The sequence below is a fragment of the Bacillus sp. Medicinal_06 genome (assembly GCF_056711665.1).
In genome coordinates, this window is the sequence record NZ_JBWYHD010000004.1 from 72,130 (window position 1) to 87,160 (window position 15,031).

General features: G+C 36.0%; 15 protein-coding genes and 2 pseudogenes. 11 read left to right on the forward strand and 6 right to left on the reverse strand.

Translation table 11 applies throughout. The features are described 5' to 3' along the window. Positions 1-33: 33 nt before the first annotated feature. The gene (gene brnQ2, locus AC1M36_RS10660) at positions 34-1,353 is read right to left on the reverse strand and encodes a branched-chain amino acid transport system II carrier protein BrnQ2 (protein ID WP_479845843.1); all 1,320 of its coding nucleotides are present in this window, start codon (positions 1,351-1,353) and stop codon (positions 34-36) included. A gap of 300 nt (positions 1,354-1,653) precedes the next feature. Here brnQ2 and AC1M36_RS10665 point away from each other — a divergent pair, with 300 nt between their 5' ends. Next, positions 1,654-2,325, forward strand: a complete 672-nt coding sequence (locus AC1M36_RS10665) for a DUF421 domain-containing protein (protein ID WP_336450708.1) — start codon at positions 1,654-1,656, stop codon at positions 2,323-2,325. A gap of 42 nt (positions 2,326-2,367) precedes the next feature. On the opposite strand, the gene cotJC is transcribed toward AC1M36_RS10665, so the two are convergent. The 3 genes from cotJC to AC1M36_RS10680 all read right to left on the reverse strand — a co-directional run bounded on the left by cotJC (position 2,368) and on the right by AC1M36_RS10680 (position 3,544). Next, a complete protein-coding gene (cotJC, locus tag AC1M36_RS10670) occupies positions 2,368-2,937 on the reverse strand; it encodes a spore coat protein CotJC (protein ID WP_017153162.1) in 570 nt (189 codons plus the stop codon). A 119-nt stretch (positions 2,938-3,056) separates the two neighbouring features. After that, positions 3,057-3,320 carry a spore coat protein CotJB gene (locus AC1M36_RS10675; RefSeq protein ID WP_336450709.1) on the reverse strand — a complete coding sequence of 88 codons (264 nt, stop codon included), beginning with the start codon at positions 3,318-3,320 and terminating at the stop codon, positions 3,057-3,059. An 8-nt stretch (positions 3,321-3,328) separates the two neighbouring features. Further along, entirely contained in the window at positions 3,329-3,544 is a 216-nt protein-coding gene (locus AC1M36_RS10680) for a spore coat associated protein CotJA (protein ID WP_336450710.1), read from the reverse strand. A gap of 111 nt (positions 3,545-3,655) precedes the next feature. Between AC1M36_RS10680 and AC1M36_RS10685 the strand changes: the two genes are divergently transcribed. After that, a complete protein-coding gene (locus tag AC1M36_RS10685) occupies positions 3,656-4,027 on the forward strand; it encodes a VOC family protein (RefSeq protein ID WP_431613023.1) in 372 nt (123 codons plus the stop codon). Between the two features lie 29 nt (positions 4,028-4,056). Beyond that, the gene (locus AC1M36_RS10690; protein ID WP_336450712.1) at positions 4,057-4,836 is read left to right on the forward strand and encodes a DUF2935 domain-containing protein; all 780 of its coding nucleotides are present in this window, start codon (positions 4,057-4,059) and stop codon (positions 4,834-4,836) included. Between the two features lie 20 nt (positions 4,837-4,856). On the opposite strand, the gene ku is transcribed toward AC1M36_RS10690, so the two are convergent. Beyond that, positions 4,857-5,681: a non-homologous end joining protein Ku gene (gene ku / locus AC1M36_RS10695; RefSeq protein ID WP_336450713.1), complete on the reverse strand. Its 825-nt coding sequence runs from the start codon at positions 5,679-5,681 to the stop codon at positions 4,857-4,859. Between the two features lie 131 nt (positions 5,682-5,812). Here ku and AC1M36_RS10700 point away from each other — a divergent pair. The 5 genes and pseudogenes from AC1M36_RS10700 to AC1M36_RS10720 all read left to right on the forward strand — a co-directional run bounded on the left by AC1M36_RS10700 (position 5,813) and on the right by AC1M36_RS10720 (position 10,483). Next, positions 5,813-6,367, forward strand: a pseudogene (locus AC1M36_RS10700) (spore coat protein). Between the two features lie 244 nt (positions 6,368-6,611). After that, a complete protein-coding gene (locus AC1M36_RS10705) occupies positions 6,612-6,893 on the forward strand; it encodes a YkvA family protein (protein ID WP_336450714.1) in 282 nt (93 codons plus the stop codon). Positions 6,894-6,903: 10 nt separating this feature from the next. Next, positions 6,904-7,509, forward strand: a complete 606-nt coding sequence (locus AC1M36_RS10710; protein WP_336450715.1) for a DedA family protein — start codon at positions 6,904-6,906, stop codon at positions 7,507-7,509. A gap of 182 nt (positions 7,510-7,691) precedes the next feature. Beyond that, a complete protein-coding gene (locus AC1M36_RS10715) occupies positions 7,692-10,130 on the forward strand; it encodes an FN3 and LamG domain-containing metallophosphoesterase family protein (RefSeq protein ID WP_336451010.1) in 2,439 nt (812 codons plus the stop codon). A gap of 149 nt (positions 10,131-10,279) precedes the next feature. After that, on the forward strand, positions 10,280-10,483 hold the full coding sequence (locus tag AC1M36_RS10720) for a hypothetical protein (RefSeq protein WP_336450716.1): 204 nt from the start codon (positions 10,280-10,282) through the stop codon (positions 10,481-10,483). A gap of 113 nt (positions 10,484-10,596) precedes the next feature. Here AC1M36_RS10720 and bcaP read toward each other — a convergent pair whose 3' ends face one another. Beyond that, complete coding sequence (gene bcaP, locus AC1M36_RS10725; protein WP_336450717.1) at positions 10,597-12,000, reverse strand: branched-chain amino acid transporter BcaP; 1,404 nt, start codon at positions 11,998-12,000, stop codon at positions 10,597-10,599. 240 nt (positions 12,001-12,240) lie between these two features. Here bcaP and AC1M36_RS10730 point away from each other — a divergent pair, with 240 nt between their 5' ends. The 3 genes and pseudogenes from AC1M36_RS10730 (at position 12,241) to AC1M36_RS10740 (ending at position 14,706) form a co-directional block, all read left to right on the forward strand. After that, positions 12,241-13,368, forward strand: coding sequence for a cation:proton antiporter (locus AC1M36_RS10730; protein WP_336450718.1), 1,128 nt, complete (start codon positions 12,241-12,243; stop codon positions 13,366-13,368). 129 nt (positions 13,369-13,497) lie between these two features. After that, positions 13,498-13,868 (forward strand): annotated as a pseudogene (locus AC1M36_RS10735) (outer surface protein). Next, a complete protein-coding gene (locus tag AC1M36_RS10740) occupies positions 13,843-14,706 on the forward strand; it encodes a MurR/RpiR family transcriptional regulator (protein ID WP_479845844.1) in 864 nt (287 codons plus the stop codon). The pseudogene AC1M36_RS10735 and the gene AC1M36_RS10740 overlap by 26 nt, the downstream one beginning before the upstream one ends. Positions 14,707-15,031: the final 325 nt, after the last annotated feature.

Genomic DNA, 15,031 nt, shown 5'->3' on the forward strand with positions numbered 1-15,031 from the left:
GAAGCAAGCATTTTTAAATGCTTGCTTCTTTCGTTATTTCGTAGAAACTTCGCCTTCTGTTTGTGTTTGCGGAATTAAGTATCCGACAATACCTCCAATAATTGCTGGGACGATCCAACCAATTCCTAATTTGTAAAAAGGAATTGTGCTTGCGATCGATGTAATGGCATATGGCATCATTCCCACATTATCAAGTGCGTGAATACAGCTAATGATGAATGCAGCGATCATGGCACCGATGTAGACAGATGGTTTCCGCTTCGTATATTTATCAATAAATGATACAAAAATTAAGATGATTGTAACTGGATACAGAATGATTAACACAGGTAACGTAATTTTGATTAATAAGCTGAGTCCTAAGTTTGAAATGATAAAGCTAAAAATACAAACATATAATACAAGCTTTTTATAAGAAACGTTTGTTAATACATTTGTGAAATAGTTGGCAAACGCGCTAACTACGCCAATCGCTGTTGTTAAGCACGCAAATATAATGGCGATGCTTAGCAAAATATTACCGCTTGTCCCAAATAATTGGTACATAACAGTTGCTAATAGCTGTCCACCATTTTCAAATTGTCCTAAGTTTCCATTTGATGCTCCGATATAGCCAAGTAAGAAGTAAACGATTGTTAAAAAGAAAGCAGCAATGCTTCCACAAATAATTGTGTATTTTGCGATAGAAGCTTTTTCGGTTACACCGTTTTGACGAATCGCATTTACGACAATTGTCGACAAAACGAGAGCGCCAATCGCATCTAATGTTAAAAATCCTTCTAAAAACCCTTTGAAAAACGGAATCTCTTTATAGTCCCCGACAGGAGTCGCAAATGAGCCTGTTGGAGAAAGAATTGCTTTTGTTGCCATAACCGCAATAATTCCAAGTAAGATCGGTGTTAATATTTTTCCAATATGATCAACTAATTTGGATGGGTTTAATGATAAGAAGTAAACAACCGTAAAGAAAATAAAACTAAATAGTAACATGGAATACCATTGATCTTTAAAAAGTGGCGCGATTCCAATCTCATAAGAAACAGATCCAGTCCGTGGAATAACAAATAGTGGGCCGATGGAAAGATAGATAATGATAGCTAATACTGCTGCGAATTTGGGATGAACACGGCTCGCTAAGTTTTTAAAACTACCACCTGCAAGGGCGACAGCAACGATTGCTAATAATGATAAACCTACATCTGTAATGATAAATCCTGAAATAGAAACCCACATGTTTTCTCCTGAAGAAAGTCCAAGAAGAGGTGGGAAAATCATATTACCAGCGCCGAAAAATACTGCAAATAGCAATAAGCTAATGGAGAGAATTTGCGATGGCTTTAAAGTTGTACGCATATATGGAAAATCCTCCTATTGATATTTTTGTCGAAAATTCAAATAATTTGTCGAGTAACTGTTATAATTTTAATAGTCTGATGACTAGAAAGCAACAGGAAATTTTAAATAATTTTAAAAATAATGCGTTAAGTTGGATAATTATACGTTTATACTTTTCAAATCTATGGTGGCATACTACAAGTAAAGGTGTTTTGGATTGAGAAAGTAAAGAATCCTTTTCTTAAATCATGAGGTGAAGGTCTTACTGACTGTGGATAGCGAGATAAAAATGTGTGAAGTAGAGAAAGGTGAAATAGTATGGATTATGTAGAAATTTTTATTGAACTGCTCTTTGGATATGCTATGTTGTTTTTAGTCGTTAAAATCCTGGGGAAAACACAAATGAATCAAATTACACCATTTGATTTTATTTCAGCACTCGTTTTAGGAAATTTTTTAGGGAATGCTGTTTATAATAAAGAGGCTCATATAGGAAGGATGGTTTTTGTAGTTATTGTGTGGGGAGCTTTTATACTCATTACAGAAATTATCACCCAAAAATGGAGAAAAGCACGTTTATTTCTTGAAGGAAAACCAGCTATTTTAATTGCAAATGGAAAGCTAGATTGGAACGAAATGAAGAAAAACCGTTTAGATGTTGATCAGCTTCAGCATTTGCTTCGTGCAAAGGATATATTTTCTCTGCAAGATGTAGAATTTGCAATTTTAGAAAATGATGGGTCGATAAGCGTGATGAGAAAATATGATGTAGATATACCAACAAGAAAAGATTTGAAAATAAAGGGAAAGGAAAATGTATTGCCGGTTGTTCTTATTAGCGATGGGGAGTTTATTACATACAATTTAAAAAAGTTTGGATTACAGGAAGTATGGTTGCGTAAAGAGCTAAAGAAGCAGAGAACAGAATTGAAAGAAGTATGTTATGCGGAGTGGAGTAAAGGAGGGAGCCTTTTTATTCAAAAATATTAGTATGAAACGTGCACATACCGTTTCGGTATGTGCACGAAATAGTTAAAAGTATATTTTTCGATCGCGTTCTTCTTTTAAAATTTCAACAGCTTCTCGGAAGCGTTGGGAATGAACGATTTCACGCTCGCGTAAAAAGCGTAGACTATCATTTATATCAGGATCATCTGATAGATCAATTAACCACTGGTAAGTTGCTCTTGCTTTTTCTTCAGCAGCAATGTCTTCATATAAATCTGCAATTGGATCACCTTTTGCTTGTATGTATGTGGCTGTAAATGGAACACCGCCTGCATTGTGATAAAATAGTGCACTATCGTGATTGGCGTAATGAGCATCTAGTCCAGCTGCTTTCATTTGTTCAGGTGTTGCATCTTTTGTTAATTTATACACCATTGTGGCAATCATCTCAAGATGTGCAAATTCTTCTGTACCGATATCTGTTAATAAACCGACTACTTTATCAGGAATGGTGTAGCGCTGGTTTAAATAGCGGAGAGCCGCGGCCAATTCGCCATCTGCCCCACCATACTGCTCTATTAATAATTTAGCAAGTGCTGGATTACAAGTACTTACTTTCACAGGATACTGCAATTTTTTTTCATAGATCCACATATTTTATCTCCTTTATCCCGTTATTTGCGGGTAGTCATACTCCGACTTAAAAAAGTAAAGAAGTTAGGTGGGGGTTGATTATTAGCTAGGGATGCAGCCCCACTGATTCAAGTTTTACTTTATATTTGCCATGGCCAAGGGCCTTTGCTCCATTCCCACGGAGCCTTAGAGTAACTATTTCCAAACTGCTGGAGTGGACCATATTTTTCTTCGATTTTTTGCTTTTGCAATCTTCTTTTATAGGAAAAATCATTAAATTGATTGATAGCTGCAACATCATCTGGATGAGTATCTAAATAAAGCGTGAGTTCGACTAATACAAAATCGAGTTCTTGCAATTCTTCTAGCCACTTATAATATTCATCTGGCAATGTTTGAGCCACGGATTTCCTCACCTTCCTTTCTTATAGGGGTTTTCATAAAAATCATAAAAAGCAGGCCATAAAGTGCCTTTTCTTAATGCTTCGTTAGGCGGAAATTGAGGCAAGTTTGGTGGTTGGAATCCCATAAATAAGTGAGGAGGAGTTGAATAGAATTTCTTTCCAATCGGCGGACAAGGATCATTTGGGCCATGGTAAGGTGTGTAGGATCTCATAAATTTGTCCATAACATAAGCCTCCTTTACAAGTGAAACATTCATCACTACGTATTGTATTCAGACATAATTGTCATTTATGACTCATATAGAAAAACTAGTAGGGTCAAGGAGGAAATATATGTGGAGACGATTACAAATAGCCTTGTATTAGAAGTAAGGAATTTAAAGGACACATTATACTTTTATGAAGGGATTTTAGGAATTAAGCCGAGCAAACATCGACCACAATTACATGTGCCTGGTGTTTGGTATGATGTTGGATCAACGAGAATTTGCTTCGTTTTAAATCGGGACAAATGTAAGGGTGTCAGTGGGGCATTATCTTCTTATATAAACTTAAATTTTTCATTTTGTGAGATAGAAAAAATACGAAAAAAATTAGAATTCTATCATGTGTCATTTAAAGAATTAAAGGGCTATAAAACGGAGAAAAGGGGTATTGTTGTGCATGATCCTGACCAGTATAGAATTCTAATTGAGGCGAGAGAGTAGTTGAGACTATATAAGGGGGAGTTAATCGGATGAATAGCACATATCAAGAAAGCGCATTGTTTGAACATAAATTTTGGCTCAGGGTTCTTGGGGATCATGCCCAGTTTCTTTTAGATGCTTTAGCTCCAAGTGAAAAAGAAGATATTCAAAAAGCGATGTATTTTGTTCAAATATTTGATAGATTTCTCAATAATATTGATACAGTAAATTTGATTACATTTGCGAAAGATGCACATGAAGCCGCAGAGGGAATTAGAAAATTTAAGTTAAGTATTATAAGAAAGCAGCTAGAAGGAAAAATTAAAATTCATTTTACACCAACTTTTCTTAACCATATGGTGAACGAAGTGGAAGAGTATATAACGGTGTTAGAGTATTTAATGAAAGGGGAAGTGCCACCTATTTTCCATGAGTTACATTATCATCTTGTTTGGCTAACGGATGCAGCAGGGCATGCAGGTTCTATTTCAGGTGGACTAGATCTTGTCGAAAAACGACTGAAAGAGAAGTGTGAGGAATATGAAAAGCACTTTGAACAATTTTACTTGAAAGCTGTGGAAATGACGGGTTACTTACGAACGGAACTGCACTCTTTTCCAGCTCTGAAGAAATTTACAAAAGATGTTTCATTAGAACTAACACTATTTTCACGCTTTCTTCACGAACTAGAGGAATTAGAACTATCTGATCAAATATTAACCATCATCTCTGCAAGAATGGCAGATCATATGGCAAGGGAAGAATGTTATTATTTATTGAAATTAGCACAAGCTTCTGGATTAGAAATGCCAAAGTGTAATCCGCTTTAAGAGCGGATAAAAAGCCACAATCATGTGGCTTTTTGTTTGTTTATTTCTTCTTTTTTCTTTTCTTTTTGTCGTTCTATTTGTTCAATGCTAGCATTTAATGTTTCCATAATATTTATGATGTTGGTGCTAGAAGATATAGGTTCATTTTTTTCCTGGTGCTCAATTTTTTCTTCTATAAGATCAGCAAGAGCTTCTCTATATTCATCTGTATATTCTTCAGGTTTAAATGGATGTGTAAGATGGTGAATTAAATTCATTGCGGTAGTTAATTCTTGTTTTTGTATTGGATGTTCTTCGGTGCTAGGAAGATTCGGCGTATGCTTTATATTTCGAATTTCATTAGGGTAATGAATGGTTTGTAAAATAAGTCCATCTTGAAAACTACGGATAATAGCTAAATGTTGTTTTTTACGGATAGAAATATGAATGAGACCAAGCTTATTTGTTCGTTCTAGTGATTCTTTTAATAATAAATACGGTTTTTCGTTACCGGGAGTAGGGCCTATAAAATAGGAGCGTTCGAAGAGAATAGAATCTATCTCATCATTTTGAACAAAGGAAGAAATGCGAATGATCCGTGGTTCATATGCTTTTTGTAATTCGACTAATTCTTTGTCCTCAATAAGAATATATTTATGAGGGGCGTATTCATAAGCTTTTACAATTTCGTCATCATTCACTTCATTATCCGTACAATCAGGAGCAATCTTTTTATATTTAATAGGCGTTAGACATTCTCTATGAAGACTTAAAAACTTAATATCTTTTTCTTCTATAGCGCTATATAGCTTAATCCCAATGTTTAATAATCCGAGTGAAAGAGTGCCTTTCCATACTGTATGCATACTAATTTCCTCCTTTAATGAAAAGAAGATGAATAGGTATATTATGAGGTGTTGAGAAAACTTGTATACACTCTTTTATTTTTTATGTTTTAGGAGAAGCTAAACAGACGATTAGAAAGGAGGAATTATACATGCAATTAGCGACACATGAATTACGAGATTTAAGTGAACTAATAGCTGGATGCTTATAATACGATTAATACAATGTCTACATATATACAGCAAGCACAGGACCCAGAGTTAAAACAAATGTTGCAGGAACATCTGCCTCTTCATGTGCAAGATTATAATTTGAAGATAGAATTTATACAAAGTGAATTGGCTCCAAATATTTCAAAGTTTCAGCAGTCTATATTAAAGCCAATATTAGCTTCTTATACAGAGGCGCCTTCACAAAAGTATGTACCCGTTACACCAAGTGTCACTGGACAAGCGCCTACTGATCGAGCGATTGCAACTGGATATTTACTCAATCAAAAGTCTTCTGCATTAAACTATGCTGGCTCCCTATTAGAGTGTGGAAACCCGGCTTAAGAACTTTTTTAGAAAATGCCTTTTTAAATAGCAGCCGCCATGCTTATGATGTTTGGCAGTATATGGTGAAGAAAGGATATTATCAGCTATCGCCAGCACCGGTTTCTGAAATACAAGCGATAGCAAGTATGTATAAGCCACTTCAACAATAGAAAAGGATTGACAAGTTCTATCAAATATTTTAAGGTGATTTTATAAGATTGCGTATACAAAGGGGAGTAACTTGTCACAATAAAGTCGTCATTACAGGGAGAAACCCTCGGCTTTATTGGCAACAGTTTTGTTGTTAGTGAGACCTTTACCAGCAATGGTAAAGGCCCCTTATTGTCTTTTTTAGGACCTTTACTATATTTGGTAAAGGTCCTTTTTGTATGCAGAAAAAAGGAGAGATAAAAAGTGAAAAAGTTTATAAGTCGATTTCGATTGATGCTGCATTTTCGTCGATTTGGTCCATTCCTATATGACTTTTTTACGTCGAAAGAAGTCGCTATGCAAAAAAAAGTACTGTCTATTGTTTTTTTAATCGGATATGTTGTATTTCCGTTTGATCTTATCCCTGATTTTCTAATGTTTTTTGGGGTATTAGATGATGTTGCTGTTGTTCTATTCATTTTGCAGCGAATTGTGAAAATGGCACCGAAGCACTTACAAGAAAAATATAATTTAAATAAGGGATAGGAGTGAACAAATGGAGCAGTTTATTTTAGATGTAATTGATTATTTAAAGCAGTTTTCTTATTTCGGTGTCATTCTAGCATTAACATTCGAGTTTATCCCAGCAGAAATCGTTTTACCCCTTGTTGGCTATTGGGTATATGAGGGAGATATGAACTTTTGGCTTGCGGTATTAGCTGGGACAATCGGAGGGACAACGGGGCCATTGACTTTATATGCACTCGGTTATTATGGAGGGCGTCCATTATTATTGAAATATGGAAAATACTTTTTTATAAAAGAAGAACAGATTCAAAAAGCTGATGACTTCTTTGAAAAATATGGACCAGCAGTGGCGTTTCTTGGACGCTTTATTCCAGGGGTTCGTACACTTATTTCAGTTCCGTGTGGAATGGCGAAAATGAATATTTGGCAATTTAGCATATACACATTTGTGGCGATGTTACCGCTCACGGCGCTATATGTATATATCGGATTGAAGCTAGGGCCTCATTGGAAAAAGGCAGGTGCAATTGTCGAACAATATACGTTACCGATATTAGGAGTTGTTTGTTTAATTGTAGTAGGAATATTCATTTTCAAGTTTGTGAAAAAGAAAAATAAAGTGGAGTCGATGTGAAAACGCCTATAAAGGCGTTTTTGCGTTGGAAAAGATGATGTGGAACTTTACATGAAACTCACTGTACCTTTACAAAGATGTAATATATTTCATGGTTCATTTAAACGAGATTAATATGTGTTAGCTACAATAATCCTTGTACGAAAATCAAACATACGAGGAGGATTTACGTGAGCAGGAACATGTTTCAGAAAGTAAGAGGTCTTATAGGTTTATTAGCAGTTTTTATTTTAGCATTTGTATCATTTCCGTGGAACACTTCTGTACAAGCAGAAGAGCAGAAAGAAGAGAGAAAGCCGGAGGAGAAAAAACTTGTCTTTCCGGTTGTAAGTGACGTACATATTAAAAATAGTGGAACGGATGATACGTTTCGTTGGAAGAGAGCGATTGAACAGTTTAATACACTTGCACCAAAGCAAGATGCATTTGTTATCGTTGGTGATTTTACAGATTCAGGTTCGAATCAGCAATATGATCGTTTTATGCAAGTGTATAATCAATATGCCAATAAAGATGCAGTGAGAATGAATTCACTTGGAAATCATGATTACTGGAATGGTTTATCAGTAGAAGGTGCACAAAAACGTTTCTTAGAAAAGACAGGCATGGAATCTATTTATTATCATAAGGTAGTGAAAGGATACCACTTCCTTGTTATGTCACCAGAAGATGGGACGACACATGGATATTATTCTGATAAGCAAATTAATTGGTTGAAAGAAGAAATTGCAAAGGCAGAAGCTGATGATCCAGAAAAACCAATTTTCGTATTCTTACATCAGCACATTAAAGAAACTGTGTATGGTAGTCATGAGTGGGGAACGAAGGATAGTGCCAAAATTAATGAAGTATTAAAAGATTACCCACAAGCCATTACATTCTCTGGTCATTCGCATTATCCATTAGATGATCCAAGATCGATTCATCAAAAAGACTTTACATCTGTTGGAACATCTTCAGTAAGTTATATGGAAGTAGAGGGCGGGAAAGTGCAAGGGAATATTCCGCCAGGTGCAAGCGAATTAAGCCAAGGTTTATTAGTAGAAGTCGATGATAAAGAAGTAACAATTAACCGTCGTGATTTCCATACAAATTCTTGGACAGGTGAACCATGGAAGATTCAGTTGCCAGCTAAAAAAGAATCGTTTAAACATGTGGAAAACCGAGATAAAGAAAAACCATCTTTCGAGAAAAATACAAAGTTAAAGGTTTCAAATGTAACTGAGAGCTCAGTAACAGCGACTTTCCCACAAGCGAAAGATAATTTACTTGTTCATTCTTATCGCCTACAAGCACGAGATAAAGAAACAGGAGAAATCAAAAATAAGCTGTTAGCATTCTCAGAATTTTATCGTGATCCAGTGCCGAAAGAACTTACGTTTACATTAGCTGGGCTAGATAGTGGAAAAACATATACGCTAGAAGCAGTCGCTATTGACTCATTTGGTAACGAAAGCGAACAGCCATTACAAGCAGAAGTAACAACGAAAAAAGAAATTATTGATCCAAATGTAAAAGTACCAAAAGCGGATGTGTTTGATGTTAATTTCTTAGATGGTACGTTTAAAGACAATTCACCATTTGAAAGTAAAGGTGATGTAAAAGGAAATGTATCAATTGAATATGATAAAGCATTGAAAAAACATGTAATGAAATTAAATGGCGGGGCAAATACATTTGGTTATATTCCATTCTCTGCAGCACAAAAAGCAAAAGTAGTGGATACATTTACATTAGAAGCAGCATTTTCTATGAATGAAATTCGCGGTCAAGCTATTATGGAAAATACAGAGAGCGGCGGAATTGGATTCGAATCTACTGGAGATGGATATGTGGAGTTATGGGCTCATATTGGTGGTAGCTATAAACGTATAGGTACACAATTAGAAGCAAATAAAACATATCATCTAACAGGAACATATAACGGGAATGAATTAGCAATTTATGTAGATGGAAAAAAAGTAAATAGTCAGCCAGTGACAGGTAAAGTGTATCATCCGAATGTACCATTTGCGATTGGGGCAGATCCAACAAGTAACGGTAACGGTGGAGTTCCACTGAATGGACAAGTAGCACTTGCGAAATTATATAGTAAAGCACTTACTTCATCTGAAGTATTAGCGGCATATAACGAATTTTCAAATCGTACAAAATTAGAAGAGCTAAACGCTTTATATGAAGAAATCGGTAAAGCGAAAGAAACATTAGCAGGTTCATATGAATTTGGTGAAAAGCCAGGTCAATATTCGCAAGTTGCATTTACAGAATTACAAAAGAGCTATAACGGAGCAAAAGCAGCATTTGAAAATATGGCAACTACAGGAGAACAAACAGTTCAAACATACCATAGTTTAAAAACAGCGCATCAAGCATTTTTACAATCAAAAGTAACAGAGCAAGAAACACCAAAAGAAAAATTACAAAAAACAATTGATGAAGCAAAAGCTTTGTTAGCGAAAGTTCAAGCAGGAGAAGATGGGCCGGTTAAAGCATTAGAGAAAAAAATTAAAGTAGCAGAAGCTGTAGTAAAAGATAACAAAGTGAAAGATCAGTATGTAGAAACAATGAATCGTACATTAGAATATGCGATGCAACTTGTTGAAAAGAGTATCAATAAGTAAGGATAGGGAGAAGCTTGCCTTGGGCAAGCTTCTTTTTGTAGTAAGAATTCGTGTCGATATATTGAAATAATCGCCTATATATAGTGATTTCGCCGATATATTATTTCATGTTAAAATAAAAGTAGATGAAACATAAAGGGGCGAATTTTGTGGAAGAGAAAAAGCTAAAAAGAATTCTTGAATACGTATGGATTGCAGTTGTGCTCCTTGTTGGATATTATTTTTTGAAAGACAAAAGCATATGGATTCTATTTTTAATGACCTTTTTATTAGCGGGACTTGGCACGCTATTTATTAACTTTTTCTTTGATAGTCTAGCTGTATGGAGAAAGAAGAAGAAGGAAACCAAATAATAAAGGTGGCTGGACTTGGTCAATCTTGCATCGGTGTATTTCTCATTCTCCAAACGTTAACGGAGAAACAAACTCGAACGTAAAACAGCTCGCTAATATAGCGAGCTGTTTTTTCATGATTCTTTTTGTTCATCATTATTTTTTTCAGTCAGTAAGTGGCTATTGCGTCTAGAGTAAAAGAAATATACACATAGACCAATGATTAGCCAAACCGCAAAGCTTTTCCAAGTTGTTGCAGAAAGGTTAATCATTAAATAGAGACAACAACAAATTGCAACGATTGGTAATATAGGGACGAATGGAGCACGGAAGCCCCTTTTTAAATTTGGATGTGTTTTACGTAAGATAAGTACAGCGCAGCAAACAAATACAAAGGCTGTTAATGTACCGATGTTCACTAAGTTTGCAAGTAGATGTAAGTCTAGTAATCCTGCTAATAAAGCTGCTGCGATTCCCGTAATCCATGTGTTTAATAAAGGGATTTTTACCCTTTGATTGACGCGAGATAACGCTTTTGGAAGTAGACCGTCACGGCTCATTGCATAAGAAACGCGAACTTGTCCGTACATAACAACTAAAAGAACAGTCGTCATTCCTGTCATTGCTCCGACGGCTAATAAGCCAGCGACTGTATCTTCACCAACGAAATGAAGTGCAAAAGCAACTGGATCAGAAACATCTAGTTGTGTGTAAGGTACCATTCCTGTTAACACAAAGGATACAATCATATAGAGTGCCGTACAAATGAGAAGGGAACCGATGATTCCGATTGGTAAATCGCGCTGTGGTTTCTTCGTTTCCTCCGCGGCTGTTGCGATTGCATCAAACCCTAAGAAAGCAAAGAATACAGTTGCTGCACCTGTAATAATCCCATCATATCCAAATGGTAAAAATGGTGTCCAGTTTTCCGGTTTAACGTACTTTGCACCGGCTACGATAAAGGCGATAATAACTGCTAATTTAATTAATACCATAACATTATTAATGCGAGCACTTTCTCGTACACCAAAGCTAAGAAGAGCTGTAATTAAAAGTAAAATACATACAGCGGGTAAATCAATGATTCCGCCTTTTCCCATCCCAGGGGCTGAGGCGATGATGGCGGGCAGGTGAATATTAAATCCCGAAAGTAAGGATTGTAAATATCCAGACCATCCAACAGCTACTGCTGCAACGGCTAACAAGTACTCTAGCATTAAACACCAACCAACGATGAAGGCAACGACTTCTCCAACAGTCATATAGGCATAGGTGTAAACGCTTCCTGACATAGGGATCGAAGAAGCAAATTCTGCGTAACAAAAGGCAACACATGCACAGGTAAATGCGGCAATAAGAAAAGATAACATAATACCAGGACCAGAATGTTTGGCCGCAACAATACCTGTTAAGACGAAAATGCCTGTCCCAATGACAGCACCGATGCCTAAAAAGGTTAAATCTAATGCGGTTAATGTTTTTTGTAATTGTCGTGGTGATTCAGTCGTAAGTGGTTTCTTTCGTAATAAAGACTTCACTTGGACTCTCCTCTCATTCTTCAATTTTCACAACTGCCAAAATAGTATGAGCCCATTTTAAAAGAGTATGTAAGTGAATAGAGGTACAGTTGTGTGAGTATAAAACATATAGAATTGCTGTAGTAATTTTATTATAATTCAGAATATTTTGTCAAATAAAAATGTGACAAATAAAATCGTATATGTAAGGAAAAACTATCATCAGAACTAGATGTATTTTATAAAGTAGGAGAAGATATTATGCTGTTTTATTTTGAACTTGTCGTGATTTTACTTTGTACAAAGTTGGCTGGCGATATTAGTGTTCGGCTCGGCCAGCCATCGGTACTAGGTAAATTAATTGTTGGAATTATTATTGGTCCAGCTGTTTTTGGAATTATTAATAGTTCTGAACTGATTGATGAACTTAGTGAGATCGGTGTTTTATTACTTATGTTTATGGCAGGGTTAGAAACAGATTTAGAAGAATTAAATCGTAATTTAAAATCTTCATTCGCAGTAGCAATGGGAGGTATCATTTTTCCTTTTCTCGGCGGATATTTGGCAGGGCTCGCATTTGGAATGTTGCAATCACATGCCATCTTTCTAGGATTGTTACTCTGCGCAACATCGGTGAGTATTTCTGTTCAAACATTACGTGACTTAGGGAAAATGAATACAAGAGAAAGTACAACAATCTTAGGGGCTGCTGTGTTTGATGACGTTATTGTAGTCATTTTGTTAGCCTTTGTAATGAGCTTTTTAGGTACACAAGATGTAAGCATTACACTTGTTATCGCGAAGAAACTTATCTTTTTTGCAAGTATCGTTTTCATTGGCTGGAAAGTTGTACCGTGGATTATGAAAATGTTGGCACCACTCCGTGTGTCAGAGGCGTTAATTAGTGCAGCACTTATTATTTGTTTTTCATTTGCGTACTATAGTGAGCAGATGGGGATTGCGGGTATCATTGGTGCATTTGCTGCAGGGATTGCGATTTCACAAACAACATATAAACATGAGGTGGAACATAAAATAGAGCCGATTGCGTATGCGATTTTTGTGCCGGTCTTTTTTGTAAGTATCGGGATGGAGATTACGTTTCAAGGGATTGGGAATCAAATTTGGTTTATTGTTATCATGACAATCATTGCTATCCTTACGAAATTAGTCGGATCTGGATTAGGTGCAAGGTTAACAGGGTTTAATTTGAAATCCTCGATTAGTATTGGTGCTGGGATGGTATCGCGCGGAGAGGTAGCGCTTATCATTGCAGCAAATGGACTCACAGCGAATTTATTGGCGAAAGAAAATTTCACTGCGATTGTGATTGTTGTTATCCTTACGACGATTATTACGCCGCCGTTATTGAAGAAGTATTTTGTGTAAAGAGGAAGAGTTTATCCTTTGTGGGTAGACTCTTTTTTATATTCATAAAAAAGAGTGCTAGTGTAGCGTGGTGAAGTAATAATTGTGTTAAAATTTATGTGTAATCTAGTATTAGAAGGAGAAAAATGAATGAAGATTACATGGAAAAAAGTCATATGTATAGTTGTACTTCTTTTAATATGCTTACCATTTACATTAGGAAAAGAATCAAAAGTCAAAGATTTTCCTGTTTCTGTTTTCTCTTCTTATATTGCAGGAGATGATTCGAAAGGATATAGATATACTTCCTTTTTGCCTGATGCTGCAATTTGGATAAAGGGCTGGGAAAAGAAGTGGTCGGAAGGAGAAAGGACGGTCTATCAAAAAGGGGATCGAACCGTAAATGTTTTCATCCTCCTGGTGAAGATGCCTTTTATCTTTATGACTCGCAGGATATGAAAAATAAAAGCAACCGGAAAGAATGGAGGTTGAATGGTGAAACCCTCAACGCTACTATCTAAAATAGAAAATCATATGAATCAATTTTCACCAGCTGAAAAAAAGGTTGCCGAGTATATCATGAATCATGCAGAGATCGTTCCTAATTTAACGACAAAAGAAGTTTCTAATCATGCAGGATCCAGTGAAGCGAGTGTCGTTCGTTTTTGTAAAACAATTGGAATTGGAAGTTTTAAAGCGTTTAAGTTGGCACTCGTTAGAGAATTAACAATTGCCGACTATAATATTAACGATTTTTCGGTGATGAATACAGAGGATGGACCGTTTGATTTATTTAATAAAGTTACATATGTAAATAAGGCCGCGATTGAAGCGAGCATTACTGCGATTGATAAAAAAGAGTTAGAAAAAGCAGCAGATGCCATTTTAGGGGCAAAAAAACTATTATTTTATGGAGTGGGTGGATCAGCAGCGCCAGCGATGGACGGAGCGTATAAGTTTACTCGTTTAGGCTTTACGGCGATGATGCTATCTGATTTCCACATGATGTTGCCTCTTGTAACGAATTTAGAAGAAGGGGATATTTTTGTCGCCATTTCCACTTCTGGCCGGACGAAAGATGTGCTAGAGATGGCGCAGTATGCCAAGCGGCAAGGGGCAACAGTTATCGCGATTACAACGCTCGATCAATCATCTCCATTATATAAAGAATCACACATCCGTCTTTGTATGCCAGATGTAGAACAAGACCATCGTATTGCGAGTATTGCTTCAAGAATGACGCAGCTTAATATCATCGATGCGTTGTATGTGATTACCTTTAATGGAATAGGAAACCAAGTATTGGATAAATTTACAACGACGAGACAAGAAGCAATTCGATTGCGAAAATTAAAGTAAGTAGAAAGAAGACACATTTTATGTGTCTTCTTTAGTAGATTTTAGTAATAGATTGGAGTAGAATTAAAATAACATTTTCTACCTAGTTATAGTCTATTTAGTAGAAAAAGGAGCGGATAACATGCATTTGAAGTATGGAAAACAAATGAATTATCTAGCTATTTTGTTTCTTTTATCATTTTAACCGAGAAGACCCCCTCCTCTAAACGAAGTGAAGGTGGGGGATGAATCGGTTTTTTCTTTTTAAAGAAAACGTCTCTTTTTTTATAAAACATATGTTCGTTTTGGTGTATAATAATCTTATCAAATAAAAGGAGGTGAGAAC

Coding starts and splice junctions, on each gene's coding strand:
- AC1M36_RS10715 (WP_336451010.1), top strand. CDS start 7,692: ATGTTTCAGAAAGTAAGAGGTCTTATAGGTTTATTAGCAGTTTTTATT.
- brnQ2 (WP_479845843.1), bottom strand. CDS start 1,353: ATGCGTACAACTTTAAAGCCATCGCAAATTCTCTCCATTAGCTTATTG.
- AC1M36_RS10690 (WP_336450712.1), top strand. CDS start 4,057: ATGAATAGCACATATCAAGAAAGCGCATTGTTTGAACATAAATTTTGG.
- cotJC (WP_017153162.1), bottom strand. CDS start 2,937: ATGTGGATCTATGAAAAAAAATTGCAGTATCCTGTGAAAGTAAGTACT.
- AC1M36_RS10665 (WP_336450708.1), top strand. CDS start 1,654: ATGGATTATGTAGAAATTTTTATTGAACTGCTCTTTGGATATGCTATG.
- AC1M36_RS10680 (WP_336450710.1), bottom strand. CDS start 3,544: ATGGACAAATTTATGAGATCCTACACACCTTACCATGGCCCAAATGAT.
- AC1M36_RS10710 (WP_336450715.1), top strand. CDS start 6,904: ATGGAGCAGTTTATTTTAGATGTAATTGATTATTTAAAGCAGTTTTCT.
- ku (WP_336450713.1), bottom strand. CDS start 5,681: ATGCATACAGTATGGAAAGGCACTCTTTCACTCGGATTATTAAACATT.
- AC1M36_RS10730 (WP_336450718.1), top strand. CDS start 12,241: ATGCTGTTTTATTTTGAACTTGTCGTGATTTTACTTTGTACAAAGTTG.